Source organism: Streptomyces antioxidans, from assembly GCF_000968685.2.
GTDB lineage: Bacteria > Actinomycetota > Actinomycetes > Streptomycetales > Streptomycetaceae > Streptomyces > Streptomyces antioxidans.
This window is the reverse complement of record NZ_LAKD02000011.1, coordinates 169,544-195,681: the sequence shown is the minus strand read 5'-3', so window position 1 is coordinate 195,681 and position 26,138 is coordinate 169,544. Positions and strand designations below refer to the sequence as shown.

The window sequence follows — 26,138 nt, the reverse complement described above, 5'->3', positions numbered from 1 at the left end:
CCGGGGTGTCACCACCCAGCGCATAGGCTTCATCGGCCGCGCGCACATGACATGCGTCCCGGTCCGGATCGGCGTAGACGGCTACGCTCGTGATCCCGGCATCCCGACAGGCACGGGCAACACGGACAGCGATCTCGCCACGATTGGCGATGAGCACCTTTTGCATGCTCTCTCTTCCCTCTTCCGAAAAGTTCCGTCCCGTCGAGGACGGTCAAGGTGGCTACCCCAGGGCCCGCTCGAGGAAATCCAGCACCACGCTCGCGTAGCCTTCAGGATCGGTCTCCAGCCCGAGCAGATGCTCGGCTCCCGGCAGGACGTGGGTCTCGGCTTGGGCATAGCGCTCGGCCAGCGCGTCCACCGAGGAGGGCGGCACGATCGCATCGTGCTCGCCCGACATGAACAACAGGGGGATCTTGGCGAACTTGCCCGTCGCGGGCGGCGGCCACTGGGCCCGGAGCATGGCCGGGCCCACCGCGCAGAGCGTCCGCGCCACCACGGAGCGGGCCGGTTCGCCCTTCAGCACGGCGGGCAGCGGCAGCGCCTCCGCCTCGAGGAACTTGCGCAGCAGCGGCGGGACGTCGTGGCCCGGCCCGCTGTCGCACACCAGCGCGTCGAGCTCGAACCCGTCGTGGGTCAGCGCCCACATGGACGAGAAGCACGAGAACGAGAAGCCGTAGAAGGCTATCCGCGCCGTGCCGTACCCGCTCCGGTCGCGCAGATGGGACACCACGGCGGTGACATCGCTGGCGAACCGGTCACCGAGCCCGAACGGCGCCCGGTCATCGCTGCTGGCCCCGTGGCTGCGGTGGTCGAACAGACAGACCGTGTACCCGGCGTCGTGCAGGAACTTGGCGTGCCGGAGGCTGTGGTCCTTCGCCGTCGCCATGCTGTGCCCGAGCACCACCACCTTCTCGGGGGACCCCGGGCACAGCCAGGTGTCGAGGTGCTTGCGCGCCGCGAAGGGGACCTTCAGCTCGGTGCAGGGCAGCCCGTGGTCCCGGGGGTGCTCCCGCTGCTCCCGGCGCCGCGGATGGAAGGCCAGATACGCCAGCGAGGCCCCGAACAGCGGGGCGATCGGCAGCGCCGCGGCCGAGAGGGCGCGGGCTCCCAGGGAAGGAGGCCGCGCCGACGTCTGGCGTGGCTCGGGCATCTGCGTCCTCCAGGAGGGGGAGTGGCCGTCGGCGGTCAGGGCGTTCTCGTCTCGGTCGGGCTGGGCGGCGGACGGGCGGCTGGACGGGCGAGGTACTGGGCGGTCGGAACCGGCGGGTGGACGGGCGACAACGTGTGAACGAGCGGACGGGCGAAGAGTCAGCCACAGCCTCCGGCATGGCCCGGATCGGCCGACCGGGCGGCGGCGAAGTCCGCTTCCGGCACCCCGGTGAGGGGCGACTCCCGGGCCCCGGAGCCGGGCCGGGACCCGGATCCCGAACGGACCGACGCGACGAAGGCCGCCAGCCGGTCCACGCCCCAGAACTTGTCATAGCCATGGGTGAAGAACGGCACGCCGAACGCCCCCGCCTCGCTGAGCCCGAGCAGGGCCCGCAGCCCCCGGCCACCGCGCAGCTCCTCGTCATCGGCGGCCGCCGCCGCCCGTTCGGCCGACAGCCCCAGCTCCCCGGCGATGTCCGCGATGGTCGTACGGTCGCAGATGTCGCGGCCCTCCTGCCAGCGTGCCCGGTAGACGCGCTCGATCCAGGCGGGGCCGAGCCCCGCGTCCAGCGCGAGGAAGTACGGCAGGTGCGGCACCTCCCAGACCGGGTCGTGATCCACCGGCCAGCTGACCGCGAGCCCGCGGTCGGCCGTCAGCCGGCGCACGTCCTGGAGGATATAGAGGTGCTTCTCCCGGGACATCGCCGAATAGGGGAAGTGATGGCCGTGTTCGGCCATACGGCGCTCCCCGTCCGCGTCCGGCTCCCACCACAGGTGCCATTCCACCGCCTGTGCGACATCCGGATAGCGGTCCATCAGATCACGGTAGGCGATCCAGCTGTACGGGCTGCGGAAATTGAAATAGAACCGCGGTACTTTGCTGCGCTTGGCTGCCATGTCCGTACCCCCTCGCTCGTCCCTCTCCTGCGTGCCGCCCGTCCGGCGGGCGGCCCCATCGTGCGCACCGCCGCGCGGAGCGGTGCGGCGGTGTACGTCAGAGGACGATGCCGCCGTCCACCTGGAACACCGCGCCGGTCACATACTCCGCTCCGACCAGGTACGCGACCATGTCGGCGACCTCCTCGGGACGGCCGAAGCGGCGCAGCGGGATGCTCTGCTCCGCTTCCTTGCGCGTCCGGTCGGAGAGCTCGGCCGTCATATCGGTCTCGACGAAGCCGGGTGCCACCACATTTGCCCGGATGCCATACCGGCCGACCTCCTTGGCGAGCGACTTGGTGAAGCCGATGATCCCCGCTTTGGAGGCGGCGTAATTGGTCTGGGTCGCATTGCCGTGGACACCGGCCACGGAGGAGATGTTGATGACGCATCCGGACTTGCGCTTCATCATTCCGAACACCACGGAACGGCACAGGTGATAGGTGCCGTCCAGGTTGACCTCCAGGACGCCGCGCCACTCCTCGTCCGTCATCAGCAGCAGCGGATTGTCCCGGGTGATCCCCGCGGAGGTGACCGCGACCTCGACCGGGCCCAGCGACTCCTCGGTGAAGGCCACCAGCTCGCGCACCGCGCCCGCGTCGCTGACGTCCGCCTGTCTGCCGAGCACCCGACCGCCGCCGAGCCGTGCCGCCTCCTCCTCCAGCTCACGGGCGGCGCCGGGGCTGGAGCGGTGGCAGAACGCCACGTCGAGACCGTCCCGGGCCAGCCGGAGCACGGTGGCCCGGCCTATGCCGCGGGAGCCGCCGGAGACCAGCGCGACGCGCGGGGTCGGCTCCTCGCCAGGCGTCGGCCCCTCGCCGCGCGCCGGCTTCTCCTCACCGGATGCGCGGCCCGTGTCGTCGGATATTCGGTCGGACATACGGTGAGGTCCTTCTCCCGGAGGTGGTGTGCGGTCAGAGTGGATCGGGCACGGGCGGGTCGGGCACATGGGGCACGGGCGGGGCGGCCAGGTCGGAGGCCTGGCGCATGGTCATCGTCAGCCGCCCTATGGTGAGGGCGGTCTCCTTGCCGACCAGGCTCTCGCCCTCGAAGACGAAGGTCTCGCCGACCTGGCGGGCAAGCCGCACATGATGCTCCACCACATCGCCGGGCACCACCGGCCGGTGGAACTCGGCGTCCGCGATCCCGCCCAGCAGCATCGCCTTGCCCGCGCGCACATCGGGGTTGGGCCGGTCCCAGGTGACCAGCACCCCGGCCACATGGCACCAGGACTCGATGAGCACCGTCCACGGATAGTGGTAGTCCTCCTCGGTCGCGGTGTCCGGCATCCCCTCGTACCAGGGCTCGTTGCAGGTGACCGCCTTCAGCCCGCTCGCCCGCTCGCCCGGCACCAGCTCGGTGACCCGGTCGACCAGCAGCATGGGGTAGCGGTGCGGCAGCATCCGCTTGATCTGATCGACGGTGATCATCCGGCGTCCGCTCCTCGGTCCCGGTCGCTCCGCTCCCCCGCGCCGGCCGCCGCGCCAGGGGCGGCCCGGTTCTCGAAGCGCAGCCTTATCTGCGCCGCGGGACCGCGCCCGGTGGCCGCCGAGACCCGGCAGCGCCAGCCACCGTCCTTGCGCGACCAGACGTATTCGCTGGTCAGCTCGTCACCGGGGTAGACGGGGCTGAGGAAGCGTGAGGACTCGACGGCCGCCAGGATCCAGCGCCCGCCCGGTTCGCGCCCCGGCAGGGTGGCGAGGGCGCCGCGCTGGACGTACTCCACGACGCACACCCCGGGGAAGATGGCGAACCCAGGGAAGTGCCCGGCGAACACCTTCTCCGACGCGTCGACCACGGCCACGCACCGAGCGGGCCGCTCACCGGGCAGGCCAGGGTCCACGACCTCCACGGCGCCGTCCACCGGCCCGCACGCCGCCGCCGTCATCTCACCTCCCCAGCTTCGAGGCGAGCAGGTCGTGCACCTTCCGGAGCGTGGTGATGTCCTTCATCTCCCGCTCCTCCAGCTTCACCGAGTACTTCTTCTCCAGGACGACCATGACCTCGAGGGCCATCAGGGAGTCCACGCCGAGGGTCTTGACGAAGTCGGCGTCGTCGGTGACGTCCGCCTCGTCCACGTCGAGCACGTCCGCGACGAAGGTGCGCAGCTCGTCCAGGTCCAGGGCGGCGGTGGCGTCGGCCATGCGGGGGTCTCCTTCCGCTCTCAGAGCGTGGGGCTCAGGGTTTGGGGGTGGTGAGCTTGGTGAGGGCGGCGGCCGACTCGACCGGGACGGTGAGCGCGCCGTCCGCGATCCGGCGGATCATCCCGGTCAGCTGGCGCCCGGGGCCCAGCTCCACGAACCGTACGCAGCCCAGCTCGCCGGCGAGCGTGCGGACCCCCTCCTCCCAGCGCACCGGGCTGGTGAGCTGGGCCAGTTCGAGGTCCCGCCAGTGCTCGCCGCTCGCGTACGGGCGGGCGTCCACATTGGCGACGACCGGGGTGTGCTCGGGGGCGAAGTCCACGGCGGCCAGGGCCTCGCGCAGTTCATCCGCGGCGGCGGCCATCAGCGGGCTGTGGAAGGCGCCGCCGACGGCGAGCCGGATCACCTTGCCCTCGCTCTCCACGGCCAGTTCGGCCAGCCGGTCCACGGCCTCGGCGGTGCCCGAGAGCACGATGGCGCCGGGCGCGTTCACATTGGCGATCCAGACCTGGCCGCCGTCCTGCTGGACCCGGGCGACCAGCGCCTCCACGGTCTCCGGGCCGAGCCGCACCACGGCGGCCATGGTGCCGGGCGACGTCTCGGCGCACCCGCGCATGGCCCGGCCGCGGGCGGCCACGAGACGGGCGGTGTCGGCCAGCGGCACGGCCCCGGCGGCATGCAGCGCGGTGTACTCGCCCAGGCTGTGCCCGGCACAGGCCACCACCCCGCCCAGCAGCCCGGCGGCCGCCGCCTCGCGGTGGGCGAGCACCTCGGTGGTGAAGACGGCGATCTGGGCGAGGTCGGTGCGGCGCAGCGTCTCGTCGTCGGCCTTCAGCAGAAGTTCCTCGACGTCGACACCGGTGTGCTCGGAGATCTCCGCCACCAGCGCCCAGGACGCGGTGTCCCGCCACGCCGCGCCCATGCCCGCCTTCTGGGCGCCCTGCCCGGGGAAGACCAGCGCCGTACGGGGCGCGTCGTCGCCGGGGGCCGCGGGGGGCGTGCCCGTCGTCTCTCGGTCCGTCATCTCAACCAGCTCCTTCAGTTCAGCGGGCGGCGGCCCGTCACCGGATCCGCAGCAGGGCCGCACCGACCACACCGTCCCGGTCCACGGTGGTGACCAGGGCCATCGCGCCGGAGGGGATCTCCTGGCGCTCGGCCATCGCGAGCACGGCGGCGATCTGGAAGGCCGCCGCGGCGGCGCAGGTGTCCCCGATGGTGTCGGCGGCCGTGATCCGCGGCGGCTCCTCGCCGCCGAGTGCGTCGGCGAGGGCGGCGAGTTCGGCCTCCCCCTCGGCGCCTGGGGCGCCGGAGTCGGCGATGGCGCTCAGCTCGCCGGGGGTCACCCCGGTGCGGTCCAGCAGCCGTCCGATCGTCTCGGCGAGCACCGTACGGGCGGCGTTCGCGTCCGCGGCGCAGCCGAACTCCAGGCCCACCACCTCGGCAAGCCCCTCGCGGCCGTGCTCGCGCGCCGAGGCGTCGGGCTCCAGCAGCCATACGGCCGCGCCCTCGCCGAGCACGGCGTCGCTGTTCTCGTCCGCGCGGGCGTGCCACTCCAGCCAGGCGCGGGCCGAGGAGAACTCCTCGACCGCCCCGCACAGCACGGCCCCGGCCCGTCCGGCCCGCTGCAGCCGCACCGCGTACCGCAGGGCGAGCAGTCCGGTGGCGCGGCCGCCCGCGATGGTGGTGTTGGGGCCCCTGAGCCCGTGCCAGATGGCGGACTGGCCGGCCGCGCAGTTCATCACGGTGTTGGGGAACCGGGCCGGGTCCACGTAGAAGGGCTTCTCGCCGACCAGCGAGTCCCGGGTGAAGTCCATGATGCTCTGGGCGGAGCCGGTGCTGGTGCCGAGCGCGAGACCGGTCTCCTCGCCCACCCCCGGCAGCCGCTCGCCCTCGCCGTGCTCCCGTTCCCCGGTGAGCAGGTGGCGGATCGCGGTGACGGCGAGGCCGGTCGCCCGGTCCATGGAGCGGGTGCCCTTACGGCCGAGGATCTGTCGGATGTGGAAGTCGGGCACGAGGCTCGCCCGGCGGAACGGCGCCGACCACTCCTCGGGGTCCAGCGGCCGGGCGGCCGGACGGCCGGACCGCAGGGCCGCGCTGAAGTCGGCCGCGCGCAGCCCCAGGGGCGATACGGCGGTCCAGGCCGAGATCACCGGGGCTGCCCCGGAGGGGGCGTTGACCATGGGTACGGGTACTCCTTCGGTTGGGGCCAAGGGGCCGTGGGGGCGGCGGGTCACAGGAACCACACCTGTTCGTAGGAGGGCCAGCGGGCCGCGAGGTCACCGCCGCCGATGACGCGTACGCCGGGCAGCAGCCGCTCGGCGGCGGTGCGGCCGAGCGCGGCCAGGCCGTCCTCCTCGACCAGCACGGTCACCCCGGCGGCCAGCAGCTTCGCCACGGAGGTGGGCGGATGGGGCAGGGTGTGCAGGGTTCGGCCGCCGAGCCGCAGCGGGGGCCGGGGGCCGGTGTCGAGCGCGTAGCCGGCGGCGGGGCCGCGCAGCGCCAGATCGCAGCCGCCGCTCCGCCGGTGCAGATCGGGCACGCAGTACAGCGCGTCGGCGTACTGGGTCTCGATCGAGCCCCGGTACGCCTTCTCCACGATCAGCAGCCAGCGTGCCTGGTCGCCCATGGCTCAGCACACCCCCATGAGCAGGCTCTTGTCCGCGGCGTTCACATGCTCGGCGAAGACGAACGGCGCCCGCGTGCGGACCTGCGGAATCTGGTCCGCGGCGCCCCGCTCCTCGGCGCAGAAGCGGCACACGTACCAGTACAGCCGGTCGGGGTGGTCCTCGATCAGCTCGCGGACGACCCGGGCGGTGGAGGGGTGCTCGCGGCCCAGCTCGGTGTAGTCGCGGGGTTTGGTGTCGCCCAGGGCCGCGCCGGTCAGCCGGGTGGCGTCGCCGCAGGTCCAGATCTGCACCCGGGCGCCCCGGGCGAGCAGCGCGGCCGCCAGCCGCAGCGCCGAGGTGACCAGGTCGGTCTGGTGCGGCGCGCCGAAGAGGTTGAGCAGCACATCGGTACGGGGAACGGGCCTGGGCATCAGTGCCACACCGCCCTGATCCGCGGCTCCAGCAGCTTGGCGGCCACGTCGTCCATCTCCACCAGCCGCGCCCGGGGCGTCAGATCGGCGGCGGGCAGGGCGCGCTGGGCGGCGGAGAAGGCGTCCACCCACAGCTCGCCGCCGTCGCCCAGGAACGTCTCGATGCCCGGGGCGGTGCCGGGCACGGCGGCGGTCACACCGTTCTCCACGAGGAACAGCACCACCTGGTGGCCGTCCCTGGCCAGCCGCGCGGCATCGCCGAGGAACCGCTCGCAGGCGGGCCCGGTCTGCGGGCCGCCGCTCTCGATCAGCAGATGGGCCGTCATGTCAGCAGCTCACCGCCGTCCACGCCGATCACATTGCCGGTGATCCAGGAGGAGTCGGTGCGGGAGAGCAGTGAGACCGCCTCGGCGACGTCCTCGGGCCGGGTCAGCCGCCGGTGCGGGTTGAGGTCCCGGGCGTGGGCGGCGAGCCGGTCGCTGCCGGGGATGCGCTCCATGGACGGGGTCGGGGTGACGCCGGCGCGCAGCGCGTTGACGGCGATACCGGAGGGGGCGAGCTCCAGGGCGAGCTGGCGCACATGGGACTCCAGGGCGGCCTTGGCGGCGGAGACGGCGCCGTAGTGGGGCATCACCCTGGCGCCCCCGGCGCTGGTCATCGCGTACACCTTGGCGCCCGGGCGCAGCAGGCCGGTGGTGAACAGGTCCTGGGTCCAGTAGACGAGCGAGTGCGCCATCACATCGAGCGTCATGTTCATCTGGCGGGCGGTCAGGCTGTCCTCTTTCTCGGCGCCGAGGTACGGCAGCAGGGTGCCGAAGGCGAGGGAGTGCACCACGATCCGGATGCCGGTGCCGCCGGTCAGCTCCTCGAACCGGGGCAGCAGCTCCTCGCGGGTGCGGGCGGAGGCGGCGTTGGCGTTGAAGAAGTGGGCCTCGACGCCGTGGCCGCGCATCTCCTCCCGGGCGGCGGCGGCCTTCTCCTGGCCGTCGGTGGTGTCGAAGTGGACGCCGAGGATGTGGACGCCCTCCCGGGCCAGTTCATGGGCGATGGCCAGACCCATACCGCTGGAGGCGCCCAGGACCAGGCACCAGGAACCGTCGAGTCGGGTGATCATCGGTCGCTCGCCCTCCGTCGTCCGCTCATCGGCTGCCCGCCCGTTGTCGTACGCCCATCGGCTGCTCGCCCTCCGGTATGGCGCTCGCGTCGCCCGGGGTGATCAGGCAGACGGCGGCGTTCCCCTCGGCCGCCGCGGTGATCACGGCGTGGGGGTGGCCGTCCGGTGCGGCGAGGGCGGCGGCCACGCGCGCCACCGGCTCCAGGGCGCCCGCGCCCGCCGGGACCCGCTCGGGCCTATCCGCCAGGACCCGCCCGCCCAGTGCGTTCCCGCCGAGCGCCCGCCCGTCCAACGCCCGCTCCCCGAGCGCCCCTTCGCCCGGCGCCTTCCCGTCCAGCGCCGCCGCCACGGCCTCGCCGACCGGGGAGCCGTCGAGGACGGCGGTGACGGCCAGGGGCCGGTCGGGCCGGTGGCCGAGGGCGTCCAGCGCGTCCCGCAGCAGCGCCGCCGCACGCTCGGCTCCCTCGGCGGACGCGGCCACCTTCGGCGGAAGGAAGAACGAGCGGACGCCCACCCGGCCCAGCGCCGTCGCCCCCCGGCTCCGGGCGGCCGGTCCGGGCTCAAGCACCAGCGCGACGGCCCCGGCCTCCGAGGTGTCCGCCCCCGGCTCGCCCTCGGGCAGCGCCTCCTCGGTGGCCCCGGCCAGCAGCCGCCGGGCCCGGCCCGCGGCGAGGGCGCGCAGGCCGTTCTGAAGCGCTTCCAGGCCCGCGACCCGGGGGCTGGTGAAGGTGAGGTTGAAGCCCTTGAGGTCGTGTTCGGTGGCCAGTCGGCTGCCGAAGAGGTTGATCGAGAAGTAGGGCGCGGTGACCGGGGACAGATCGCCCGCCCCGGTGGCCGTGACCGTACGGTCCATCGTGTGGTGCAGGGCGACGGCCGCGCTGTTGGTGCCCACCGCGGCGCCCCGCTCCTCGGGTCCGACCGGCTCCAGGGCGTCGGGCCCCGCCTGGGCCAGCGCGCGCTTGGCGGCGGCGAGGAAGTACTGGGAGGCGGCGGGCAGATACTTGTAGCCGTGGCGGCCGAGCGCCGTGCGGAAGTCGAAGCCTTCGGCGCCCACGGTGCCGATGCCCGTCACCACCAGGCCGACGGCCGGTTCATCGCTCACGCGGCGGCCTCCCCGAAGACGAGTGAGACGTTGTTGCCCCCGAAGGCGTAGGCGTTGACCAGCCCGTACGCCCCGGTCAGGGGCGTGGAGCCGGACGGCAGCGGCACCGCGCACTCCGGATCCAGCTCACCGACCGGCACATTCGGCGGCAGCGTCCCGTGGTGCAGCACCAGGCTCGCGGCCAGTGCGGCGAAGGCGCCCGCCGCGCCGCCGGTGTGCCCGATGAGCGCCTTGACGCTGTAGAGGGGCGTACGGGGGGTCAGGCCGCCCAGCACCCGGCTCTCCACCACGTCGTTGAGCTCGGTGCCGGTGCCGTGCGGGATCACGAACCCCAGCTCCCCCGGCCCGGATCCGGATCCGGATTCTGGCCCGGCCCCCGCCTCCCGGAGCGCTCCGCGCATCGCGCGCTCGATCTGCTCGCCGGAGGGCTCGGGGGCGGTCGCGTGGTGGGCGTCGCAGCTCCAACCGGCGCCCGCCAGACGGCCGTAGACGGTGCGCGCGCCGCGCGCGCGGGCGTGGGCGGCGGACTCCAGGACGAGCACGGCGGCGCCCTCGCCGAAGACGGTGCCCTGCCGGTCGGCGGCGAACGGGCGGCAGCGCTCGGGGTCGATGGCGCCCAGCCGGTTGAAGCAGGCGAGGGCGACCCGGGAGTACGCCTCGGCGCCGCCCGCGATGACCACGTCGGCCTCGCCGGAGCGGATCAGGTCGGCGCCCACCGAGAGCGCGTAGCCGCTGGCCGCACACGCGTTGCTGACGCAGGTGTTGACGCCCTGGGCGCCGAACCACCCGCCGACCACCGAGGCCAGCGGAAAGGCGGGCGCCCAGCGGCCGGACGCGGGGGGCTCCCCGCCGGTCCACCAGCCCTCGTGCAGATCCGTGTCGCCCATGCCGGTGCTGAGGGCGACGGCCACCCGGCGCGGATCGAGCCCGCCACCCGCGGCGTACGCCTCCGGCAGCGCGGAAGGCTCCAGCGGCGCGGTGAGCCCCGCGTCGGCGACCGCCTCGCGCGCCGCCGCGAGCGCGAACCGCGAGCCGCGCCCCAGCGGCAGCCCGTCCTGCTCCTCGGGCCCGTCCGGAACGTCGGCCTCCGGCACCAGGTACATCAGCGGACGGTCCATATGGGCGAGCGGATCGGGGACCCGCGCCGGTGCGGTGTCCGCCTTGTGCATCCCGCGCCAGAAGGCGTCGACGCCCGCGCCCAGCGGGGACAGCGCGCCGAGGCCGGTGACCAGTACGTCGTCCATCAGGTGCCGCTCGGCTCTCCGCCGAGCGCGTCCAGCACCCGCCGGTCGAAGGGGACCAGCCGCCAGTCGCTGCGGTTGTCGATCACCGCGTAGCCGTGGGTGATCCGGCCGGTGGCGGTGAGGGTGAGGGTGCCGTCGCGGACCACGAAGCAGTCCATCCGGGCGGTGTAGGTGAGGTCCTTGAAGATCTCCTCGACCGTGTAGACGGTGTAGAGGTCCTCCTCCATCACCGCCTCGTCGATGACGCGCACCGAGGACCGGGGGACGACCGGTATCCATCTGCGCTCGTCCAGCAGGGTCTTGATGGAGATCCCGCGGTCGCGGACGAAGCGGTCCTTGGCCTCCTCCATCAGCCGCAGATAGCCGGACATCTGAAGCCGCTCGGTGAAGTGGCAGTAGGGGTACGGGATGTTCCACTTCCAGGCGTGGGCGTTGCGGCCCGCGGTCAGCGACGCCAGGACGGCGGCCTCGTCCCCGTCCGGCAGCAGCACCCGGACCGGCGCCAGCTCGCCGGTGCGCGCCTCGGCCCCCAGCCGGTCCACCACGAAGGGCGCGAACTCGGCCGGGGGGCCGCCCGCCTCCGGCAGATAGGTGTCGGCGCGCAGCGAGACCCGCACCTTGGCGGCCACGGCCTTGAGGACCGAGCCGTCGCGCGCCACGCGGAGGGTCACCCGGAAGCCGAGGGTGCGGTCGTCCTCCCCGGTGTCCGGCACGACCTCGGCCTCGGCCATGTCGTCCATATGGAAGGCGTGCAGGATGCGGGTCTCCAGGGCGACGATGTCCAGTCCGAGACCGTGCTCCTCGTACAGCCGCCGGGCGGGCGCCCCGGAGTCCGCGAAGTGCACCAGCACGGCTTCCTCAACGAGGTAGTTGACGTGTTTGAAGCCGATCCAAGTGCAGATGTTCGACCCCTCGTAGCGCGGGCGCAACCGGACGGTGGTGACGTCCGTCAGCAGGGCTTTGGTCGATATCGGCGGGGCGACGGCGGTCATCGGGAACACTCCATGGAGATGAGGGGGGCACGTGCGGGGTACGGGTCACACCGGTCGGGCGTGGGACGCAGCAGCAGTCCGGCCACGGCGTCCTCGGTGTCGTCCCCGCTGGTGAGCAGCGCCTGACGGGACGCGGGCACCGGGTCCGGCGCGGCCCCGGCCCCGGCCCCTGCCTCGAAGGCGGTGCTCCCGGCTCCCGCTTCGGGATCGACCCCGGCTCCGGTTCCAGCCCCGGCCCCGGCGCGGGCCAGCCAGCCGACTGCCGCCACGCACTGGAGCACCCCGAGGGCCCCGGAGGCCCGGCCCACCGCAACGCTGACGTCGTAGCGCGGCACGCCCCCCGGCACCGGCACGCCCCCTGGCACCGGTACGGCCCCGGCGGGCCCCCCGGCGTAGCGCTCGGGGGTGAACCAGACGCCCGGGGCGGCACCGTCGGGCAGCAGGGCCGCCACACAGCCGCCGAGCCCGGCCCCCCGTTCGTACGGCCCGAGGGCGGCGACGGCCCGCGCCCCCCGGGCCGCGGCCCAGCGGGCGCCCTCGACGACGAGGGCGGCGGCGCCGTCCAGCAGTTCCCCGGCGGACCGGCCGAGCAGGTCCGCCACGACGGCGTTGTGGGTCTCCACGCCGATCACCACCGCACGTCTGACCCGGCCCGCGGCGACCAGCACGGCGGCCCAGTGCACGGCGTCCAGCCCGGAGGTCGCCCCGTTGCACAGCATCAGGTTGGGGCCGCGCAGCCCGTGGCGGATGGCCACCCAGGAGGCGATCACATTGCTGGAGGCGTTCGGCAGGCTCATGGGGCTGAGGTCCATGGCCGACCGCTCGGCGATGGCGGCGGCGGTGAGGCAGGCGGTGTCGAGGTTGCCCAGGTTGGAGCTGGCGACCACGCCGACGGTGTCGCCGGGCACGGTCACCTCCTCGCCGTCGGAGGGGACCAGCTCGGCGTTCCGCAGCGCATCCAGCGCGGCGCACAGCGCCAGCCGGGTGGCCCGGTCCTTGTAGCGGTGGCCCCGGCGGCCGATCCGAGCGCCGGTGTCGAACGGTTCGGGGGCGGGCCCGGTGACCTGGCAGGCGGTACGGCGCAGCAGCGCGCCGGGGGTGCTCGCGCCGGGGACGGCCAGGCCCACGCCGGTGACGACGACTTCGCCGGGGCCCTGCGTCATCGGTCGGCCCTCTCGACGATGGCGACGGCGTTGACCCCGCCGAAGCCGAAGGCGTCGATCTGCGCGACCCGCAGGTCCCCGTCCTCCCGCGCCTCCTCCCGGACGAAGCGGAACGCCTCGGCCCCGGGCAGCGGTTCGGCCAGGCCCAGGGTGGGCGGCACCCGGCCGGAGGCCAGTGACTCCAGCGCGACGATCAGGCTGAGCAGCCCGGAGCCGCCCGAGGTGTGGCCGGTCATGCACTTGATGGCGGTCATCAGGGGCCCGCTGACCTCGCGTCCGAAGACCTCGGCGATGGCGGCGGCCTCGGCGGCGTCGTTCAGCTGGGTGCCGGTGCCGTGCAGCAGCACCAGGTCGATGTCGCCCGGTTTGACGCCCGCCCGCCACTGCGCCTCGTGCACCGCGCGCGCGATGCCCCGGGGGTCGGGGGCGGTCACGTGGTTCGCGTCGCAGTTCATGCTGACGGCGCGCACCCGGCCGAGCGCGCGGGGCTCCGCGCCGGGCTCCTCCCGGCGCAGCACCACGGCGGCCGCGCCGTCGCCCATCAGCACCCCGCGGCGGTCCCGGTCGAACGGCCGGACGCGGTCGGGGGGTTCGCTGTTGACGCGGTCAAGCAGCCCGTACATCGACTCGGTGAGGGTGTCGACCCCGGCCACCACGACGGTGTCCTCGGCGCCCGTGGTCAGCAGGTCGGCGGCGAGTGCGAGCGCGTAGAGCGAGGCCGAGCAGGCCCCGGAGAAGGTGTGGGTGCGGACCGCGCCGAATCGTCTCCGCAGCGCGGTGCCGAAGTGCAGCCGGGCGATGTCGAAGGGGGTGCCGTCGCGCCAGGCGAGCTCGGCCGAGCGCAGCTCCCGCAGCCCGGTGCCGACGAGGACGGGCACCTCGCTCAGGTCCTCGCCGAGCCCCGCCTGGGCCGCGGCCTCGCCGACCGCGCGCAGCAGCCAGTCGGTGGCGCGGCCGGGGAGGTCGGTGCCGGGCGCGGGGCGGTCGTCGATCTCGTAGGCGTGGCGGGTCCGGTACCGCTCCCGGTCGAAGCCGCGCAGCTCGCCGAGTCCGCTGGTGCCCGCGCACAGGGCCCGGAAGACCTCGTCGACGCCCTCGCCCACGCTCGCCACCGCGCCCGCGCCCGTCACCAGCTGGCTCATGACCAGTCCGCTCGGGCCTTGCCGAAGATGACGACGGCGTTGTTGCCGCCGAAGGCCAGCCCGTTGTTCTGGACCACCTTCAGGTCCGCTTCCACGGCCTGGTTGGGCACACAGTCCAGACCGCACTCGGGGTCGGTCTCATCGTGGTTGATGGTCGGCGGGATGAAGCCCTCGGTGAGCGCGAGGGAGCAGGCGATCGAGGCCAACGCCCCGGCGGCGCCCATGGAATGGCCGATCATCGACTTGATGGAGACCGTGCGCGGCGGTGCGGCGTCCCCGAACACCTGGCGGATGGCCCGGGCCTCGGTGGTGTCGTTGGCCTTGGTGCCGGTGCCGTGCGCCGAGATGAAGTCGACCTCGTCCGGCTTGACACGGGCGCTGTCCAGGGCGAGCCGCATACAGCGGACCACGCTGTCCTGATTGGGGGCCACGGGGTGGTCCGCGTCGCAGTTGAGGCCGTAGCCCAGCACCTCGGCGTAGATGCGGGCGCCCCGGGACAGCGCCGACTCCAGGCTCTCCAGCACCAGGATGCCCGCGCCCTCGCCGGTCAGGATGCCCTTGCGGTCCTTGTCGAAGGGCTGACATCGCTCGGGGGCGATGGTGCCGAGGCGGTAGAAGCCGGTGAAGGTCTTGCGGCACAGCGCGTCGGCCCCGCCGCACAGCGCCAGGTCCACGTCCCCGCCGCGGATGGCGTCATAGCCGTAGCCGACCGCGTAGTTCCCGGCGGCGCACGCGGTGGGGAGGGTGACCGCCTCGGCGCGGGTGAGGCCGAACTCCTGGGCGATCGCGCTCGACAGCCGCCCCGCGGGCACCCGCCGGGCGACCGTGGGATCCATCCGCTCGGGCCCCAGGTCCACTTCCTCCTCGACCAGATGGTCCAGGTCCCTGGACTCGCCGTCGGTCGTGCCGACGGAGATCAGACAGGGTATGTCGCGAAGTGCGCTCTCCGGCTCGGGGAATCCGGCGTCGGCCACCGCCATACGGGCCGCCGCGACCGAGAACCGGCTCGCCCGGCCCAGCGTCCGCACCTCGAGATTTCGAATCCACCGGTCCGGCTCGAAATCCCGGACCTCACACGCCGTAGAGCGGTCGAAGCCCTCCGTGTCGAACGCGGTGATGGGCCCCGCCGCGCTCTTACCGGCGCGCAGTCCGGCGAGGAATTCCGCCGCGCCGATGCCGATGCCGGACACCGCCCCGAGGCCGGTGACAACGACCCTGCGACCCGGCTCACCACGCATTTCGCCCTGCCTTCCAAGGAGTCCGCCACGATCCGGCGGTCACCAGCCCGCCGCGTCGGAAACAACCTCATAGACGCCACGGAGATTTACCATCCGACCGAGTTCGGACTGGTCTATGACAATGTTGAAGGTCTTCTCCAATGCCGCGAGTATTTCAATGGCACGCAGTGAATCCGCGTCATGCTCTTCTTTGAAGAGACTGGTCTCGGTGACCTCGTCGGGGTCGATCTCAAGAATATCGGTGACGATTTCCTTGATGGTTTCACGACGCTCTTCGACGATGGCGGTCATTACCGCGCACCTCCATTTTCGGGCATGGGCAAAGCACGAAGCTTCCGTTGACGCTAGGCGCCGCTCCGGGAGGGGACAACCCCAGAGTCCACTAGCTGTCACGCGCCCGATGAACACCGGCGTTCGACTCGTGGGCATGTCATAAAGCTGCAGATGGCAGCCGGTTACCCCGCAGTCAGAAGATGAGATCTGCAGGAAGCTGCCAGGTCGTCGGCGGACAGAAGCGTGCCAATAACGCCAAAACCGCCAACAACCCGGCCGCCGTCCGGTGCCACGGCCCACCCCCTACCCGGGGTCGGACTCCATCAGCCCGGCGCGTACGGCGCGCACTCCGGCCTGGAACCGCGATTCGACCTGAAGGTCCCGCATGATGTCGGCCACATAGCGACGGTAGGTACGCACCGAAAGACCGAGTTTGCGCGCCGCGGCGTCGTCCTTGTAGCCCTCCGCCATCAGCGTCAGCACCTCGCGCAGCACCCGGCCGCGCGCGCCGCCCTCGAACGACAGCGGCCGCATCGGCCGCTGGGCCGTATCCCACATGCCGCACAGGAGTTGCTGCAGCATATCGGCCACGGTGGAGTTCTGGATCATCGAGGCGCGGGAGCCGCCTGGCTCGCCCGGCGAGGCGTCGGGCGCGATCACCGCCGCGCCGTCCACCACCACAAGCTCCTGCCGCACCCCCTCGAAGACCCGCACCTCGAGGCGGGCCACGGTGCCCACCGAGCGCTGCCACGCCGCGCCCCGGATGACCGCGGGCGGGCACAGCATCCGGGTTCTGACCCCCTTGCCCGCCAGCTGGGCGAGCGTCTGCCCGACGAGCCGGGCGTGATCCTCGCCCATGACCTCCGGCAGACTCCAGATCACGTCCCGCTCGGCGCGCAGCACCAGCCGCGCCACCCACCCGGCCACCGCCTCCCCGGCCACCGGCAGTTCGGCGGACGCCGAGGCCAGCGCGGAGCGGCGGTGGTGGTGTACGGCGGACTCCAGGAGGCGTAACGCCTGCCCCAGAGTCTCCTCCAGGTTGTCAGAACCCATGTCCGGCTCCGTTCGAACCGCGCCCCCCGTACCCGCCTCCCCGTCAAATCCGTCAATAGACCCTCGCCCATTTGGTTGAATTCCGAAATGGCTCAAAGGACACCCCCGTTCCCTTTCCGGGAACAGTAACGAGCCCCATGGCACACGGCAAGGAAGATCGTTCCTTATGAGACACTTCCCGCCGGGAAATACCCTCGGGTTCCGGCCACGACACCTCCCCGTGTCGGCAAGGGGCTGCGCCTCCACTCGACGGATTGGTAACTTCCTCTGGAGCCAGCACGCCATCCCTTGCCATACGACGCGGACCCCCCCACCTCGCCCTGGGTCCCGAAAGGCGCCGCCCCCATGGCTGCACAGAACACCGCGACCACCGACGCCACTCAGGCCGGTCCCTCACACTCCCCCACCGGTCGCCAATGGCTCGCACTTTCGGTACTCGTCCTGTCCCAACTCGCGGTGTGGCTGGACAACACCGTGCTGAACGTCGCCCTCAAGACCCTGGCCGACCCGGCCGAGGGGCTCGGCGCCAGCCCCAACCAGCTCCAGTGGAGCATCAGTTCCTACACCCTGGTCTTCGCGGTGCTGCTGTTCACCGGCGGAGTGCTCGCCGACCGCTACGGCCACCGCCGCTTATTGCTGACCGGGATGGTGCTCTTCGGCATGGCCTCCGCCTGGGCCGCCTACTCCGGCTCGGCCACCGAACTCATCGTGGCCCGCGGCGCGATGGGCATCGGCAGCGCCCTGATCATGCCCGCGACCCTGGCCCTGATCGCCCAGGTCTTCGACGAGCGGCACCGGGCCCTGGCCATCGCCATCTGGTCGGGTTCCAGTGGAATCGCGATCGCCACCGGGCCGATGCTCAGCGGAGCGCTGCTCGACCACTTCTGGTGGGGCTCGGTCTTCCTGGTGAACGTGCCGATCGTGGTGTTGTGCGTGGCCGGATCGTTTGTGTTCCTGCCCGGAGTGGTCGCCCGGGTGCGGCAGAAGTTCGACCCACTGGGTGTGGTGCTCTCCACCGCCGGACTCTTCGCCATCGTCTGGGGCGTCATCGAGGGCGGCCACCGCAACGACTGGACCGATCCGGCCATCGTCGGCTCGCTGGCCGGGGGTCTGGTGCTGGTCGGGGTCTTCGTCCTCGTCGAACTGCGCGTCGCCAACCCCAGCTTCGACGTCCGGCTCTTCCGCGACATCCGCTTCACCGGCGCCAGCGTCGCCGTCATGCTCACCTTCTTCGGCCTCAACGGCTCGATGTACTACACCAGCTTCTATCTCCAGGGGGTACACGGCCAGACCCCGCTGGAGTGCGGTCTCTCCATCGCCCCGGTCGCCCTCGGCGTGCTGCTGGGCGCCCCGTTCTCGGCCAAGCTGGTGCGGGCCCACGGGGTGCGCCCGGTCGTCACCGCCGCGATGCTGATCGCCACCACCGGCTTCGTGGCGTACGTATTCCTCGACGAGCACAGCGGACTGCCGCTGTTCTGGGTCTTCCTCATCCTCCAGGGACTGGGCATGGGCGCCGCCGTCGCCCCCACCACCGAGGCCATCATGGCGATCCTCCCCGCCGACCGGACCGGCGCGGGCTCCGCCGTCAACAACTCGCTGCGGCAGATCGGCGGCGTCCTCGGGGTGGCGGTCCTCGGTTCGGTCCTGGTCAGCGTCTACCGCGACCGGGTCACCCCGCGGCTGAGCGGGCTGCCGTCCGGTGCCGCCGACAGCGCCGCGGAGTCCCCCGAGGCCACCCGGCTGCTCGGCGCGAAGATGCGGCTGCCCCGGCTGTCGGACATCGCCGACGGAGCGTTCGTCCACGCCATGCACGTGGCTTCCGTCGTCGGCGCGGCCGCCGCCGCGGCCGGAGCAGTGATCATCTGGTGGGGCTTCCGCAGGACATCTTCCGGAGCACGATCCAGCATGTGATCGTTCTTGCTTGCCACCCCCGTCGCCCCGGCATAGCCTCCCGGCACAACGTCCGTAACCCGGAAGGCAGTTCACATGCGTACAGCTGTCATCACGGCGGCAGGCCAGGTGGAGACCAGAGAGATACCTGTCCCCGACATCGGTGACTCCGAGGTGCTGGTACGCATCGCGGCCTGCGGCATCTGCACCATGGAGGCCAATCTCTACGCGGGGCGGATGACGGTCTACCCCGCCGCCGCCGGACATGAGATATCCGGCTGGGTCGAGCGGATCGGCGCCAAGGCCGCCACGCTGGAGGACATGCCCGCCGTCGGCTCCCTCGTCGCCCTCGACGGGCTGCCGCGCTGCGGCGCCTGCCGCAGCTGCCGACGCGGCCAGACCGCCATCTGTGTCGCGCTCCAGGGGCACAAGCGGGAGGACGGCGCGATCACCATGGGAGCCGGACTCGCCGAGTACATCGCCCTGCCCGCCTCCCGGGTGTGGTCGGTCGGCGACGCCGACCCCGCCGTGGCCGCCATGGGCGAACCGCTGGCCTGTGTGGTCCACTCGCTGCGCCGCGGCGGCTTCCGCGCCGGGGACCGGGTCACCGTCATCGGCGCCGGCTATATGGGCCATCTCCACCTCGCCGTCGCCGCACACCTGCAGGCCCGCGGGGTCGCGGTGGTCGAACGGGACGAGCAGCGGCTGGCCGCCATCGCGGCGGCGGGCGCCGACGCGGCCGTCACCCCCGAGGACGTCGGCCAACTGCCGCCCGCGGACGTGGTGTTCGTGACCATCGCGTCCAAGGAGGCCATCGCCTCGGCGCTCGCCGCGGTCGCCGACGGCGGCACCATCGTCCTCTACGGCGGCGGCCCCGGCGGCCCGCCCGCCGAGCTCCCCGGCTATGAGGTGCACCGCCGCCAGCTGACCGTCACCGGCTCCTTCAGCCATGAGCCGGACGACTGGCGCGCCGCCGCCGAACTGCTGCGCGGCGGGCGGCTGTCCGGGCGGCTGGAGGCGCTGGTCACGGCGCGCTACCCGCTGGACGAGGTCGAGAAGGCGCTCAAGCAGTCCGCGGAGACGCCCGTCTACCGCGTGGTCGTCACGCCGTAGCCGCTCACCGCCATGCTCACCAGTCGTACTGCCACCAGCCGCGCCATCACCACCGCCAAGAGAGAGGACTCCCCTCCGTGTCCCTGCGCGTAGGCGTCCAACTGCACCCCCAGCACACCGGAATCGCCGAGCTGCGCACCGCGTGGCGGGAGGCCGACGCCATCGGGGTCGACTCGCTGTGGACCTGGGACCACTTCCTGCCGCACACCGGCGACCCCGCCGGGCGCCACTACGAGTGCTGGTCGCTGCTGTCCGCGATGGCGGTCGAGACCCGGCGGGCCACCATCGGGCCGTTGGTGAGCTGCACCGCGTTCCGCAACCCGGATCTGCTCGCGGACATGGCCCGCACCGTCGACCAGCTCAGCGGCGGACGGCTAGTGCTGGGCCTCGGCGCGGGCTGGTTCGAGGCCGAGCACACCGAATACGGGCTGCCCTTCCCCGGACCGGCCGGTCGCATGGACGCCTTCACCGCGTCCGTCACCGCCGTCAAGGAGCGGCTGGCCAAGCTCAACCCCGGCCCGGCGGGCCCGCTCCCGCTGCTGATCGGCGGCGCCGGGCGGCGGCGCACCCTGGAGCTGGTGGCCCGCGAGGCCGACTGGTGGAACTGGTACGGCTGGGCCTCCGAGGACCCGGTCGCCGAGTTCCGCGAGCTGAGCGGCGTGCTGGACGAGTGGTGCGAACGGGTCGGCAGGGACCCGGGCGCGGTGGCCCGTACGGTGATGGTCAACCCGGACCAGCTGCCGCTGGTCGAGGGGTTCGCCGAGGCCGGGGCGGTCCATGTGGTGCTCTCCCTCCCGGCCCCGTACGACCTGCGCAGGGTCGAGGAGCTGCTCAAGGTCCGGTCCGCGCTCACCTCGTGACGGCCATACGCGCCACGGCGCCCCGTACGCCCCTGGGGCGCCGCTTCGGCCTGCTCATGGGCGCGCTGCTGCTCTCCAGCCTGGGCAACGGGCTGTGCTTCCCGTTCACCGCGATCTACATCAGCCAGTTGCTGGGGCTCGGCGGCCGGGCCGCGGGCGGCTACTTCATCGCGATGGCCGCGGCCAGCTTCGCCGCCGCCCTGGCCGGAGGGCCGCTGGCCGACCGGGGCAGCCCGCACCGGGTGGGCGCGCTGGGCGGCGCGGCGCTCGCGGCCGGGTACGCCCTGCTGGCCCCGGCCGGTTCGGTGGTGCTGGTGCTCGTCTCGGGGGTGTGCGTCGGGGCGGGTTTCGGGCTCTTCTACGCCTCGATCGTGGGCATCGTGGACATCGCCGTCCCCGAGAGCGGGCGCCGCTCGGCCTTCGCCATCCGGCATATCGTCAACAACGCCGGGATCGGGCTCGGTTCGGTCGCGGCCGGGCTCGCGCTGCACGGCGCGGCCACCCCGGTGGGGGCGCTGCGCTGGCTGTACCTGGCCAACGGGCTGGCGGCGCTGCCGCTGATCGCGGTGATCCTGGGCGTACGGCCGCGGGCCCGGCCCGGGCGGGAGCAGCGAGACTCCGCCACGGAGAAGCCCGAGTCCGCAGAGCCGTCCGGGGGCGGCCCCACCTATCGCACCCTGCTGCGGGCCCGCCCGATGGCGCTGCTGATCCTGGCCCAGGCGCTCTTCGCGATCGTCGGCTTCACCCAGATCGAGGCGACCGTACCGCTGCTGATGCACGACCACATGGCGATCACGCTGGGCTGGGTCAGCGCGGTGGTGGCGGCCAACTCCTTCGCCCTGATCGCCCTTCAGCCACTGCTCCGCCGCCAGCTGGAACGGCTGCCCGAGACCGTGAGCCTGGCCGCCGGTCCGGTGCTGTGGACCGGGGCGTTCGGCTGCGGTCTGGGCGCGGCGCTGGCCGGGGAGGCGGCCCCGGCCGCCGTGCGGTACGGACTGCTGCTGGCCTTCGCGGTGATCTTCGCGGCGGGTGAGCTGATGTACTCCTCCGCCTTCTATCCGCTGCTGCTGCGCTGGTCGGGCGAGGAGTCGGTGGGCCGGGCGAGCGCCCTGGCGTCGCTGGCCTGGAACCTGGGCACCGCCTCCGGCCCGCCGATCGGGCTGTTCATCGTGGCCAACGCCTCGGCCACGGGCAGCTGGCTGGCCCTGGCAGTGGGCGCGGCGGCCGCGTTCATGGTGGCCGCCGCGCTGCACACATCTTCAGGGCTGGGTCGCCTGACGGCGGGCGCCTGACCGCCGTCCGGTGCGATCAGGACTTGGGCAGATACGACGTGTCGTAGGCGTCCTCAGGCGTGACGCTCTTCTCCAGGAGCCCCTGGTCGTACATGAAGTCGGCCATCCGGGTCCAGGTCTGCGGGTCGATCGCGCCCAGCTCGCCCTGGTCGTTCTTCATCAGCGGCGCCGTGGCCTTGAGCACCGCACGGGCGTTGTTCCGCCGCTTCTCGCTGCTCAGTCCGGGGATGTACTTCTCGCTGAGGGTGATGGCCTCGTCCTGGTGGTCGATCGCATAGCGCAATCCGCGCAAGGACGCGTCAACGAACTTCTTGATGTCATCGCCCTGCTCGTCGAGCGTCTTCTTCGTGGCGCCGAGACCCACGCCGACCAGCTGGTCCCCGGACGAGCCCGAGTTGAGGGTGAGGGACCGGACGTCCTTGCCCGCCTCCTTGAACGAGACGGCGTCATTGTTCAGATAGCCCATCACCCCCTCGACCTTGTTTCCGGTGAGGGCCGCCTGCTGGGTGAAGCCGATGTTCTGGACCTTGGCGTCCTTGGTGGAAAGGCCGCCCTCCTTCAGGAGCGCCAGCAAACCGAAATAGGTCTCACCGAAGGCGCCGGGGGTGCCGATCTTCCGGCCCTTGAGGTCGGCGGGGGTCCGGATGTCGGATTCCTTGGGCACGATCAGACCCACCGGGTATTTCTGGTAAAAGGTGGCGATGTCCACGACGGGCACGTCTTTGGCGCGTGCCTGGAGTATCTCGTCGCCGCCCGCGTAGATCACATCTTCCCGGCCCGATGTGAGGGCCCCGAAAAGATCTTCGGCCGCGCCGTGGTGGCGCAGTTTCACATTGAGTCCCGCGTCCTTGTAGTAGCCCTTTTCCGCGGCCACATAGAACGGCGAGAACTGGATGTTGGGAGTGTAGGTCAGCCCCAAGGTGATGGATGCGCCGCCCTTGACCGACGCGTTCTTCGGCTCCTCGGCGCATGAGGTCAAAGTGGCCAGCACCACCACCGAGGCGAGGGCGGCCGCGCCCGTGACCCGATGTCTGTGGGCACGCCTCATGGACGTCTGCACGAAACGCACGTACTTCTCCTCTTGGGTGAAAGTTTGTCAGTCGCGCTGAACGAGCCGCTCGACCAGGCGGACCACTCCGTACGAGACGGCGGCGAGAAGGCCGAGCATGACGAGCGTCGAGAACAGTCCGATGGTGTCGGCCTCCTGGCGCTGCACCGACAGCAGCTGCCCCAGTCCTTCGCCGCCCATCACGAATTCGCCGACGACCGCGCCGGTGATGGAGAGCGTGAGGCCGTTGCGCACCCCCGCGAGGACGCTGGGCAGGGCGAGCGGAAGCTCGATGTACCAGAGCATCCCCCACCACCCCACCCCGTCCACCCGCGCGGCCCCCATCACATCGGGGTCCAGCGAACGCAGCCCCAGCACGGTGTTGACGAGGATGGGGAAGAAGACCAGCAGCGAGCAGAGGACCGCGATGGGCAGCATTCCGTAGCCGATCCACAGGGCCAGCAGCGGGGCCAGCGCCACCGCGGGCATGGCCTGCGACGCGGCCACATACGGCTCGAGGGCCGCCGCGGCGATCTCGCTGCGGGCGATCAGATAGCCGAGCGGCAGCGCCACTCCGATGCCGATACCGCTGCCCGCCAGCGCCTCCCACACCGTCTCTTTGGTGTAGTCGACGAGATCACCGTGGAAGACGTCATCGAAGAATTGGCGCGCGAGGTCGAGCGGAGTCGGAAGATAGAACTCCGCAACGGCGCCGGTCCGGGTGGCGATGTCCCACGCGACAAGCAGCAACAGCCCGAATAGCAGCGGCGGCAGCACTCTCCGGAACAGCGTTCCGCGCCGGTCGGCGAGAGCCGCCCCGGGCGGTGCTCCGGATGCCCCTCCGGTCATTTTCCGACCGGTCCCCGACCGCGACCTCTCACCATTTCCGCCGCTGTCACCGGTCTTTCGCGCATGTCCCGGTCGGGGTGAATGCGGCTCGTCCGCGGTCGACTCGCCGTCCGCGCCCGCCGTGGCGGTCGCGCCCCTTCCGTGCCCTTCGGTCATCCCCAAATCCCCTTGCATTACCGGCTGTTGCCAGATCTCGGCACCCCCGCAGGCAACCTATCGCCAGCACGCTCCGGATCACAATGTCGATGGGGAAAACGAAATTATCATGTGGACGTATTTCCAAGGATGCCGAGCTCAGTGGCGCGCACCCCGGCCTGGAAACGGGAGTTGGCCTCCAGCAGCTCCAGGATCCCGGTGACATAGCGGCGGTACGTACGCACCGAGATCGCCAGGTCGCGGGCGGCGGCCTCGTCGGTGACCCCGTCGCGCAGCCGGGCCAGCACCCGGCGGACCATTTCGGTGCGGGCGCGGTTGCCGAAGTCGAGCGGGCGGGCGGCGGGCACGGCGCCGCCCCAGATGGAGCGGAACATGCCGTACAGGGTGGCCACCACCACCGGGTCCTCGATGACCGAGGTCTGCCGCCCCTCCTCGGCCTCGGTGCACACCAGGGCGGTACGGCCGTCGGCGATCACCGCCGTGGGCAGCGGCACCGACGCGATCCGCACCTGCGCGGGGCCAGCGCCGCCAGCGCCGCCCGCCGCGCGAGCGGGGCGCGTGGCCGGGGTGGCGCCGGGCGCCTCGGCGGGTGGCGCGGGCCCGGGGATGGGCCGCGGCACGGGCCCGGAGTGCGCCGTTCCCGCGGCGGACCCGGCCGGTCCGGAGCCGGGTCCGGTCGCACCGGAGGCAGGTCCGCCCGTTCCGGAGGCAGGTCCGCCCGTTCCCGAGCCAGGGGCGGAGCCGGATCCGGAGCCGGGGGCGGTTCTGCCGCGCAGCACCCGCACCCCGACCGGCTCGCCGAGGTCCGTGAGCAGCGCGCCCAGCGCGGCCTGCACCGGCGCCATCCGGGCCGAGCACTCGGGGAAGACGGCGTCCACGCTCCGCCCCGCCTGGCCGATCACCTCCTCGGCGGCGGCGAGGAACGCGGCGTCCTCCACCCCCACCTCGGTGAACCGCGCGTCCCGGGTCCGCCGGGCGCGGTGCTGGATCACCGTGGACTCAATGAGGTCCCGTACCTCCCGTAGCGCCCCCTCCAGGGTGTCCCCCGCGTGCGCGGTCTCCGGTCCAGGATCGCGTCCGCGCTCCATCATGTCGATATTCCCGCACTTTCCGCCTCGTGACTGGTCAAGGTCTCGAGCACCGTTCAGTGACGGCTGGGCAGCAGCCCCAATTCCACTGCCCGCACCCCCGCCTGGAAGCGGGAGTTGGCCCCCAGTTCGCGCATGATCTCCGCCACATACCGGCGGTAGGTGCGCAAGGAGACCTGCATCTGACGCGCCGCCACCTCATCGGTGTGACCGGTGCGCAGACACTCCAGGATCCGCCGTACGGAGTCCGGGCACAACCGCCCGCCAAGACGCGGATGGTCCGCCAGCGCCACGGCGTTCCCCCAGGTCCCGGCGAACATCATCTCCAGGGCCCGCACCGTGGCGGGGTCCTCGACCAGCGACGTCTGCCCCGGGCCACGCCCCGGCTCCGACGGTCCCCTCCTGAGGTAGACCACCTCGCCGTCGATGAGCAGCGCCTCGGGTAACGCCGGGAGCCCGCCGTCGCACACCCGGATCTCGCACCGCGGATCGGTGCGCGCCAGCGCCCGTACCGCCCCCGAGGCCAGCACCGGCTCCTCGCACAACAGCCGTACGACGACGGCGCGCCGGGCTCCCCTGGCCGGGCGGGCGAGCGCGGCGCAGACGGCCCGCGTCTGCTCCTCGTTCCCCGACAGCACCACGCTGACGGTCCGCTCGGCGCAGTCGACGAGGGTGTCGACGACCTCGGCGAGCGGCACCTTCCCCAGAGCCGTCCCCGCCCAGGAGTCCTGGGCCAGCTCCCTCCGGTGCCTGGTGACCGTGGACTCGATCAGATCACGGGCGGCCAGCAGCGCGTGCTCGACATAGTCGATGGCGCCTGACGAGGGAGTCTCCGTGCTCTCCGTGCTCCTGGGAGAAGGCTCGGACACCCTCACAAGACCAACCATGACTTCCCCTGCCGGGCGACAGTGACCTGGTTATGCGAATACCGGCCTGATTCTCGTCAATTTCCCTGCCCCGAAATGCGCGGGCAACATTGTTCGAAATCCATGACGACACTAATTCGCACATAGCGACCACGTCAACGCGCGGCGTGAGGTAAAGAGTTGGCAAAACGGCGCGTGGCGGCGTGCGTTGTGCTGTCGCGCCGCTGATGCGCCGGGGGCGCATGTCCACAAGTTACCGGCGAGTGCACCTTTTGGATCCGGGGGGACTACGGACCGCAGCGGTTCGGCGCGGTTCGGCGACGCGGAGTGGGGGCCGGTGTCCGGTTACTGCCATCTCGGCACCGGACGTCCCCCTCCCCTCATCCGGGGGT

The 26,138-nt window shown here is 72.3% G+C and carries 29 protein-coding genes; 4 read left to right on the top strand and 25 right to left on the bottom strand.

Features of this window, described 5'->3' with window-relative positions:
- From VT50_RS06950 to VT50_RS06850, 21 genes are all read right to left on the bottom strand, one after another.
- On the bottom strand, nucleotides 1-166 hold a 166-nt coding region (locus tag VT50_RS06950), incomplete at its 3' end, for a biotin carboxylase N-terminal domain-containing protein (RefSeq protein WP_143645184.1).
- A gap of 54 nt (nucleotides 167-220) precedes the next feature.
- Complete coding sequence (locus VT50_RS06945; RefSeq protein WP_046083916.1) at nucleotides 221-1,150, bottom strand: alpha/beta hydrolase; 930 nt, start codon at nucleotides 1,148-1,150, stop codon at nucleotides 221-223.
- A 158-nt stretch (nucleotides 1,151-1,308) separates the two neighbouring features.
- The gene (locus VT50_RS06940; protein ID WP_046083917.1) at nucleotides 1,309-2,046 is read right to left on the bottom strand and encodes a DsbA family protein; all 738 of its coding nucleotides are present in this window, start codon (nucleotides 2,044-2,046) and stop codon (nucleotides 1,309-1,311) included.
- A gap of 97 nt (nucleotides 2,047-2,143) precedes the next feature.
- Entirely contained in the window at nucleotides 2,144-2,965 is an 822-nt protein-coding gene (gene fabG / locus VT50_RS06935; protein WP_240529066.1) for a 3-oxoacyl-ACP reductase FabG, read from the bottom strand.
- Between the two features lie 34 nt (nucleotides 2,966-2,999).
- Entirely contained in the window at nucleotides 3,000-3,515 is a 516-nt protein-coding gene (locus tag VT50_RS06930; protein WP_046083918.1) for a 3-hydroxyacyl-ACP dehydratase FabZ family protein, read from the bottom strand.
- Complete coding sequence (locus VT50_RS06925) at nucleotides 3,512-3,973, bottom strand: 3-hydroxyacyl-ACP dehydratase FabZ family protein (RefSeq protein ID WP_046083919.1); 462 nt, start codon at nucleotides 3,971-3,973, stop codon at nucleotides 3,512-3,514. The genes VT50_RS06930 and VT50_RS06925 overlap by 4 nt, the downstream gene beginning before the upstream one ends.
- A 1-nt stretch (nucleotide 3,974) precedes the next feature.
- Nucleotides 3,975-4,229, bottom strand: a complete 255-nt coding sequence (locus VT50_RS06920; RefSeq protein ID WP_046083920.1) for an acyl carrier protein — start codon at nucleotides 4,227-4,229, stop codon at nucleotides 3,975-3,977.
- A gap of 34 nt (nucleotides 4,230-4,263) precedes the next feature.
- Complete coding sequence (locus tag VT50_RS06915; RefSeq protein ID WP_075200229.1) at nucleotides 4,264-5,250, bottom strand: ACP S-malonyltransferase; 987 nt, start codon at nucleotides 5,248-5,250, stop codon at nucleotides 4,264-4,266.
- A 37-nt stretch (nucleotides 5,251-5,287) separates the two neighbouring features.
- Nucleotides 5,288-6,406, bottom strand: a complete 1,119-nt coding sequence (locus VT50_RS06910; protein WP_046083921.1) for a beta-ketoacyl synthase N-terminal-like domain-containing protein — start codon at nucleotides 6,404-6,406, stop codon at nucleotides 5,288-5,290.
- Between the two features lie 50 nt (nucleotides 6,407-6,456).
- Nucleotides 6,457-6,852: a hypothetical protein gene (locus VT50_RS06905; protein ID WP_046083922.1), complete on the bottom strand. Its 396-nt coding sequence runs from the start codon at nucleotides 6,850-6,852 to the stop codon at nucleotides 6,457-6,459.
- Between the two features lie 3 nt (nucleotides 6,853-6,855).
- Nucleotides 6,856-7,263 (bottom strand): DsrE family protein, encoded by a 408-nt coding sequence (locus VT50_RS06900; RefSeq protein ID WP_046083923.1) that lies wholly within the window; start codon nucleotides 7,261-7,263, stop codon nucleotides 6,856-6,858.
- Entirely contained in the window at nucleotides 7,263-7,589 is a 327-nt protein-coding gene (locus tag VT50_RS06895; RefSeq protein WP_046083924.1) for a DsrE family protein, read from the bottom strand. The genes VT50_RS06900 and VT50_RS06895 overlap by 1 nt, the downstream gene beginning before the upstream one ends.
- Entirely contained in the window at nucleotides 7,586-8,377 is a 792-nt protein-coding gene (locus VT50_RS06890; protein WP_046083925.1) for an SDR family oxidoreductase, read from the bottom strand. The genes VT50_RS06895 and VT50_RS06890 overlap by 4 nt, the downstream gene beginning before the upstream one ends.
- 25 nt (nucleotides 8,378-8,402) lie before the next feature.
- A complete protein-coding gene (locus tag VT50_RS06885) occupies nucleotides 8,403-9,479 on the bottom strand; it encodes a beta-ketoacyl synthase N-terminal-like domain-containing protein (protein ID WP_046083926.1) in 1,077 nt (358 codons plus the stop codon).
- Nucleotides 9,476-10,723, bottom strand: coding sequence for a beta-ketoacyl synthase N-terminal-like domain-containing protein (locus VT50_RS06880; RefSeq protein ID WP_046083927.1), 1,248 nt, complete (start codon nucleotides 10,721-10,723; stop codon nucleotides 9,476-9,478). Before VT50_RS06880 ends, VT50_RS06885 begins: the two co-directional genes overlap by 4 nt.
- On the bottom strand, nucleotides 10,723-11,715 hold the full coding sequence (locus VT50_RS06875) for a thioesterase family protein (RefSeq protein ID WP_046083928.1): 993 nt from the start codon (nucleotides 11,713-11,715) through the stop codon (nucleotides 10,723-10,725). The genes VT50_RS06880 and VT50_RS06875 overlap by 1 nt, the downstream gene beginning before the upstream one ends.
- Nucleotides 11,712-12,878, bottom strand: coding sequence for a beta-ketoacyl synthase N-terminal-like domain-containing protein (locus VT50_RS06870; RefSeq protein WP_046083929.1), 1,167 nt, complete (start codon nucleotides 12,876-12,878; stop codon nucleotides 11,712-11,714). Before VT50_RS06870 ends, VT50_RS06875 begins: the two co-directional genes overlap by 4 nt.
- Complete coding sequence (locus VT50_RS06865; RefSeq protein WP_046083930.1) at nucleotides 12,875-14,020, bottom strand: beta-ketoacyl synthase N-terminal-like domain-containing protein; 1,146 nt, start codon at nucleotides 14,018-14,020, stop codon at nucleotides 12,875-12,877. The genes VT50_RS06870 and VT50_RS06865 overlap by 4 nt, the downstream gene beginning before the upstream one ends.
- On the bottom strand, nucleotides 14,017-15,258 hold the full coding sequence (locus tag VT50_RS06860) for a beta-ketoacyl-[acyl-carrier-protein] synthase family protein (protein WP_046083931.1): 1,242 nt from the start codon (nucleotides 15,256-15,258) through the stop codon (nucleotides 14,017-14,019). The genes VT50_RS06865 and VT50_RS06860 overlap by 4 nt, the downstream gene beginning before the upstream one ends.
- Nucleotides 15,259-15,297: 39 nt before the next feature.
- A complete protein-coding gene (locus VT50_RS06855) occupies nucleotides 15,298-15,549 on the bottom strand; it encodes an acyl carrier protein (protein WP_046083932.1) in 252 nt (83 codons plus the stop codon).
- A 285-nt stretch (nucleotides 15,550-15,834) separates the two neighbouring features.
- A complete protein-coding gene (locus VT50_RS06850; protein WP_046083933.1) occupies nucleotides 15,835-16,584 on the bottom strand; it encodes a helix-turn-helix transcriptional regulator in 750 nt (249 codons plus the stop codon).
- Between the two features lie 345 nt (nucleotides 16,585-16,929).
- Between VT50_RS06850 and VT50_RS06845 the strand changes: the two genes are divergently transcribed.
- The 4 genes from VT50_RS06845 to VT50_RS06830 all read left to right on the top strand — a co-directional run bounded on the left by VT50_RS06845 (nucleotide 16,930) and on the right by VT50_RS06830 (nucleotide 21,739).
- Nucleotides 16,930-18,495, top strand: a complete 1,566-nt coding sequence (locus VT50_RS06845; protein ID WP_046083934.1) for an MFS transporter — start codon at nucleotides 16,930-16,932, stop codon at nucleotides 18,493-18,495.
- Nucleotides 18,496-18,570: 75 nt separating this feature from the next.
- Nucleotides 18,571-19,587: a zinc-dependent alcohol dehydrogenase gene (locus VT50_RS06840; RefSeq protein WP_046083935.1), complete on the top strand. Its 1,017-nt coding sequence runs from the start codon at nucleotides 18,571-18,573 to the stop codon at nucleotides 19,585-19,587.
- A gap of 77 nt (nucleotides 19,588-19,664) precedes the next feature.
- Nucleotides 19,665-20,447: an LLM class F420-dependent oxidoreductase gene (locus VT50_RS06835; RefSeq protein ID WP_046083936.1), complete on the top strand. Its 783-nt coding sequence runs from the start codon at nucleotides 19,665-19,667 to the stop codon at nucleotides 20,445-20,447.
- The gene (locus tag VT50_RS06830) at nucleotides 20,444-21,739 is read left to right on the top strand and encodes an MFS transporter (RefSeq protein WP_240529065.1); all 1,296 of its coding nucleotides are present in this window, start codon (nucleotides 20,444-20,446) and stop codon (nucleotides 21,737-21,739) included. The genes VT50_RS06835 and VT50_RS06830 overlap by 4 nt, the downstream gene beginning before the upstream one ends.
- 16 nt (nucleotides 21,740-21,755) lie before the next feature.
- On the opposite strand, the gene VT50_RS06825 is transcribed toward VT50_RS06830, so the two are convergent.
- The 4 genes from VT50_RS06825 to VT50_RS06810 all read right to left on the bottom strand — a co-directional run bounded on the left by VT50_RS06825 (nucleotide 21,756) and on the right by VT50_RS06810 (nucleotide 25,749).
- A complete protein-coding gene (locus VT50_RS06825) occupies nucleotides 21,756-22,808 on the bottom strand; it encodes an ABC transporter substrate-binding protein (protein WP_078840512.1) in 1,053 nt (350 codons plus the stop codon).
- 27 nt (nucleotides 22,809-22,835) lie between these two features.
- Entirely contained in the window at nucleotides 22,836-23,399 is a 564-nt protein-coding gene (locus tag VT50_RS40270; RefSeq protein WP_240529070.1) for an ABC transporter permease, read from the bottom strand.
- Nucleotides 23,400-23,899: 500 nt separating this feature from the next.
- Nucleotides 23,900-24,883 carry a helix-turn-helix transcriptional regulator gene (locus VT50_RS06815; protein WP_046083938.1) on the bottom strand — a complete coding sequence of 328 codons (984 nt, stop codon included), beginning with the start codon at nucleotides 24,881-24,883 and terminating at the stop codon, nucleotides 23,900-23,902.
- A gap of 53 nt (nucleotides 24,884-24,936) precedes the next feature.
- On the bottom strand, nucleotides 24,937-25,749 hold the full coding sequence (locus tag VT50_RS06810; RefSeq protein ID WP_240529064.1) for a response regulator transcription factor: 813 nt from the start codon (nucleotides 25,747-25,749) through the stop codon (nucleotides 24,937-24,939).
- Between the last annotated feature and the right edge of the window lie 389 nt (nucleotides 25,750-26,138).

Excerpts from the sequence above, each read along its gene's own strand:
- VT50_RS06945 (WP_046083916.1), bottom strand. The coding sequence starts at position 1,150 with ATGCCCGAGCCACGCCAGACGTCGGCGCGGCCTCCTTCCCTGGGAGCC.
- VT50_RS06840 (WP_046083935.1), top strand. The coding sequence starts at position 18,571 with ATGCGTACAGCTGTCATCACGGCGGCAGGCCAGGTGGAGACCAGAGAG.
- VT50_RS06870 (WP_046083929.1), bottom strand. The coding sequence starts at position 12,878 with ATGACGCAGGGCCCCGGCGAAGTCGTCGTCACCGGCGTGGGCCTGGCC.
- VT50_RS06910 (WP_046083921.1), bottom strand. The coding sequence starts at position 6,406 with ATGGTCAACGCCCCCTCCGGGGCAGCCCCGGTGATCTCGGCCTGGACC.
- VT50_RS06925 (WP_046083919.1), bottom strand. The coding sequence starts at position 3,973 with ATGACGGCGGCGGCGTGCGGGCCGGTGGACGGCGCCGTGGAGGTCGTG.
- VT50_RS06860 (WP_046083931.1), bottom strand. The coding sequence starts at position 15,258 with ATGCGTGGTGAGCCGGGTCGCAGGGTCGTTGTCACCGGCCTCGGGGCG.
- VT50_RS06880 (WP_046083927.1), bottom strand. The coding sequence starts at position 10,723 with ATGGACGACGTACTGGTCACCGGCCTCGGCGCGCTGTCCCCGCTGGGC.
- fabG (WP_240529066.1), bottom strand. The coding sequence starts at position 2,965 with ATGTCCGACCGAATATCCGACGACACGGGCCGCGCATCCGGTGAGGAG.
- VT50_RS06865 (WP_046083930.1), bottom strand. The coding sequence starts at position 14,020 with ATGAGCCAGCTGGTGACGGGCGCGGGCGCGGTGGCGAGCGTGGGCGAG.
- VT50_RS06895 (WP_046083924.1), bottom strand. The coding sequence starts at position 7,589 with ATGACGGCCCATCTGCTGATCGAGAGCGGCGGCCCGCAGACCGGGCCC.
- VT50_RS06850 (WP_046083933.1), bottom strand. The coding sequence starts at position 16,584 with ATGGGTTCTGACAACCTGGAGGAGACTCTGGGGCAGGCGTTACGCCTC.
- VT50_RS06915 (WP_075200229.1), bottom strand. The coding sequence starts at position 5,250 with ATGACGGACCGAGAGACGACGGGCACGCCCCCCGCGGCCCCCGGCGAC.
- VT50_RS06875 (WP_046083928.1), bottom strand. The coding sequence starts at position 11,715 with ATGACCGCCGTCGCCCCGCCGATATCGACCAAAGCCCTGCTGACGGAC.
- VT50_RS06940 (WP_046083917.1), bottom strand. The coding sequence starts at position 2,046 with ATGGCAGCCAAGCGCAGCAAAGTACCGCGGTTCTATTTCAATTTCCGC.
- VT50_RS06890 (WP_046083925.1), bottom strand. The coding sequence starts at position 8,377 with ATGATCACCCGACTCGACGGTTCCTGGTGCCTGGTCCTGGGCGCCTCC.
- VT50_RS06900 (WP_046083923.1), bottom strand. The coding sequence starts at position 7,263 with ATGCCCAGGCCCGTTCCCCGTACCGATGTGCTGCTCAACCTCTTCGGC.
- VT50_RS06930 (WP_046083918.1), bottom strand. The coding sequence starts at position 3,515 with ATGATCACCGTCGATCAGATCAAGCGGATGCTGCCGCACCGCTACCCC.
- VT50_RS06855 (WP_046083932.1), bottom strand. The coding sequence starts at position 15,549 with ATGACCGCCATCGTCGAAGAGCGTCGTGAAACCATCAAGGAAATCGTC.
- VT50_RS06905 (WP_046083922.1), bottom strand. The coding sequence starts at position 6,852 with ATGGGCGACCAGGCACGCTGGCTGCTGATCGTGGAGAAGGCGTACCGG.
- VT50_RS06920 (WP_046083920.1), bottom strand. The coding sequence starts at position 4,229 with ATGGCCGACGCCACCGCCGCCCTGGACCTGGACGAGCTGCGCACCTTC.
- VT50_RS06845 (WP_046083934.1), top strand. The coding sequence starts at position 16,930 with ATGGCTGCACAGAACACCGCGACCACCGACGCCACTCAGGCCGGTCCC.
- VT50_RS06815 (WP_046083938.1), bottom strand. The coding sequence starts at position 24,883 with ATGATGGAGCGCGGACGCGATCCTGGACCGGAGACCGCGCACGCGGGG.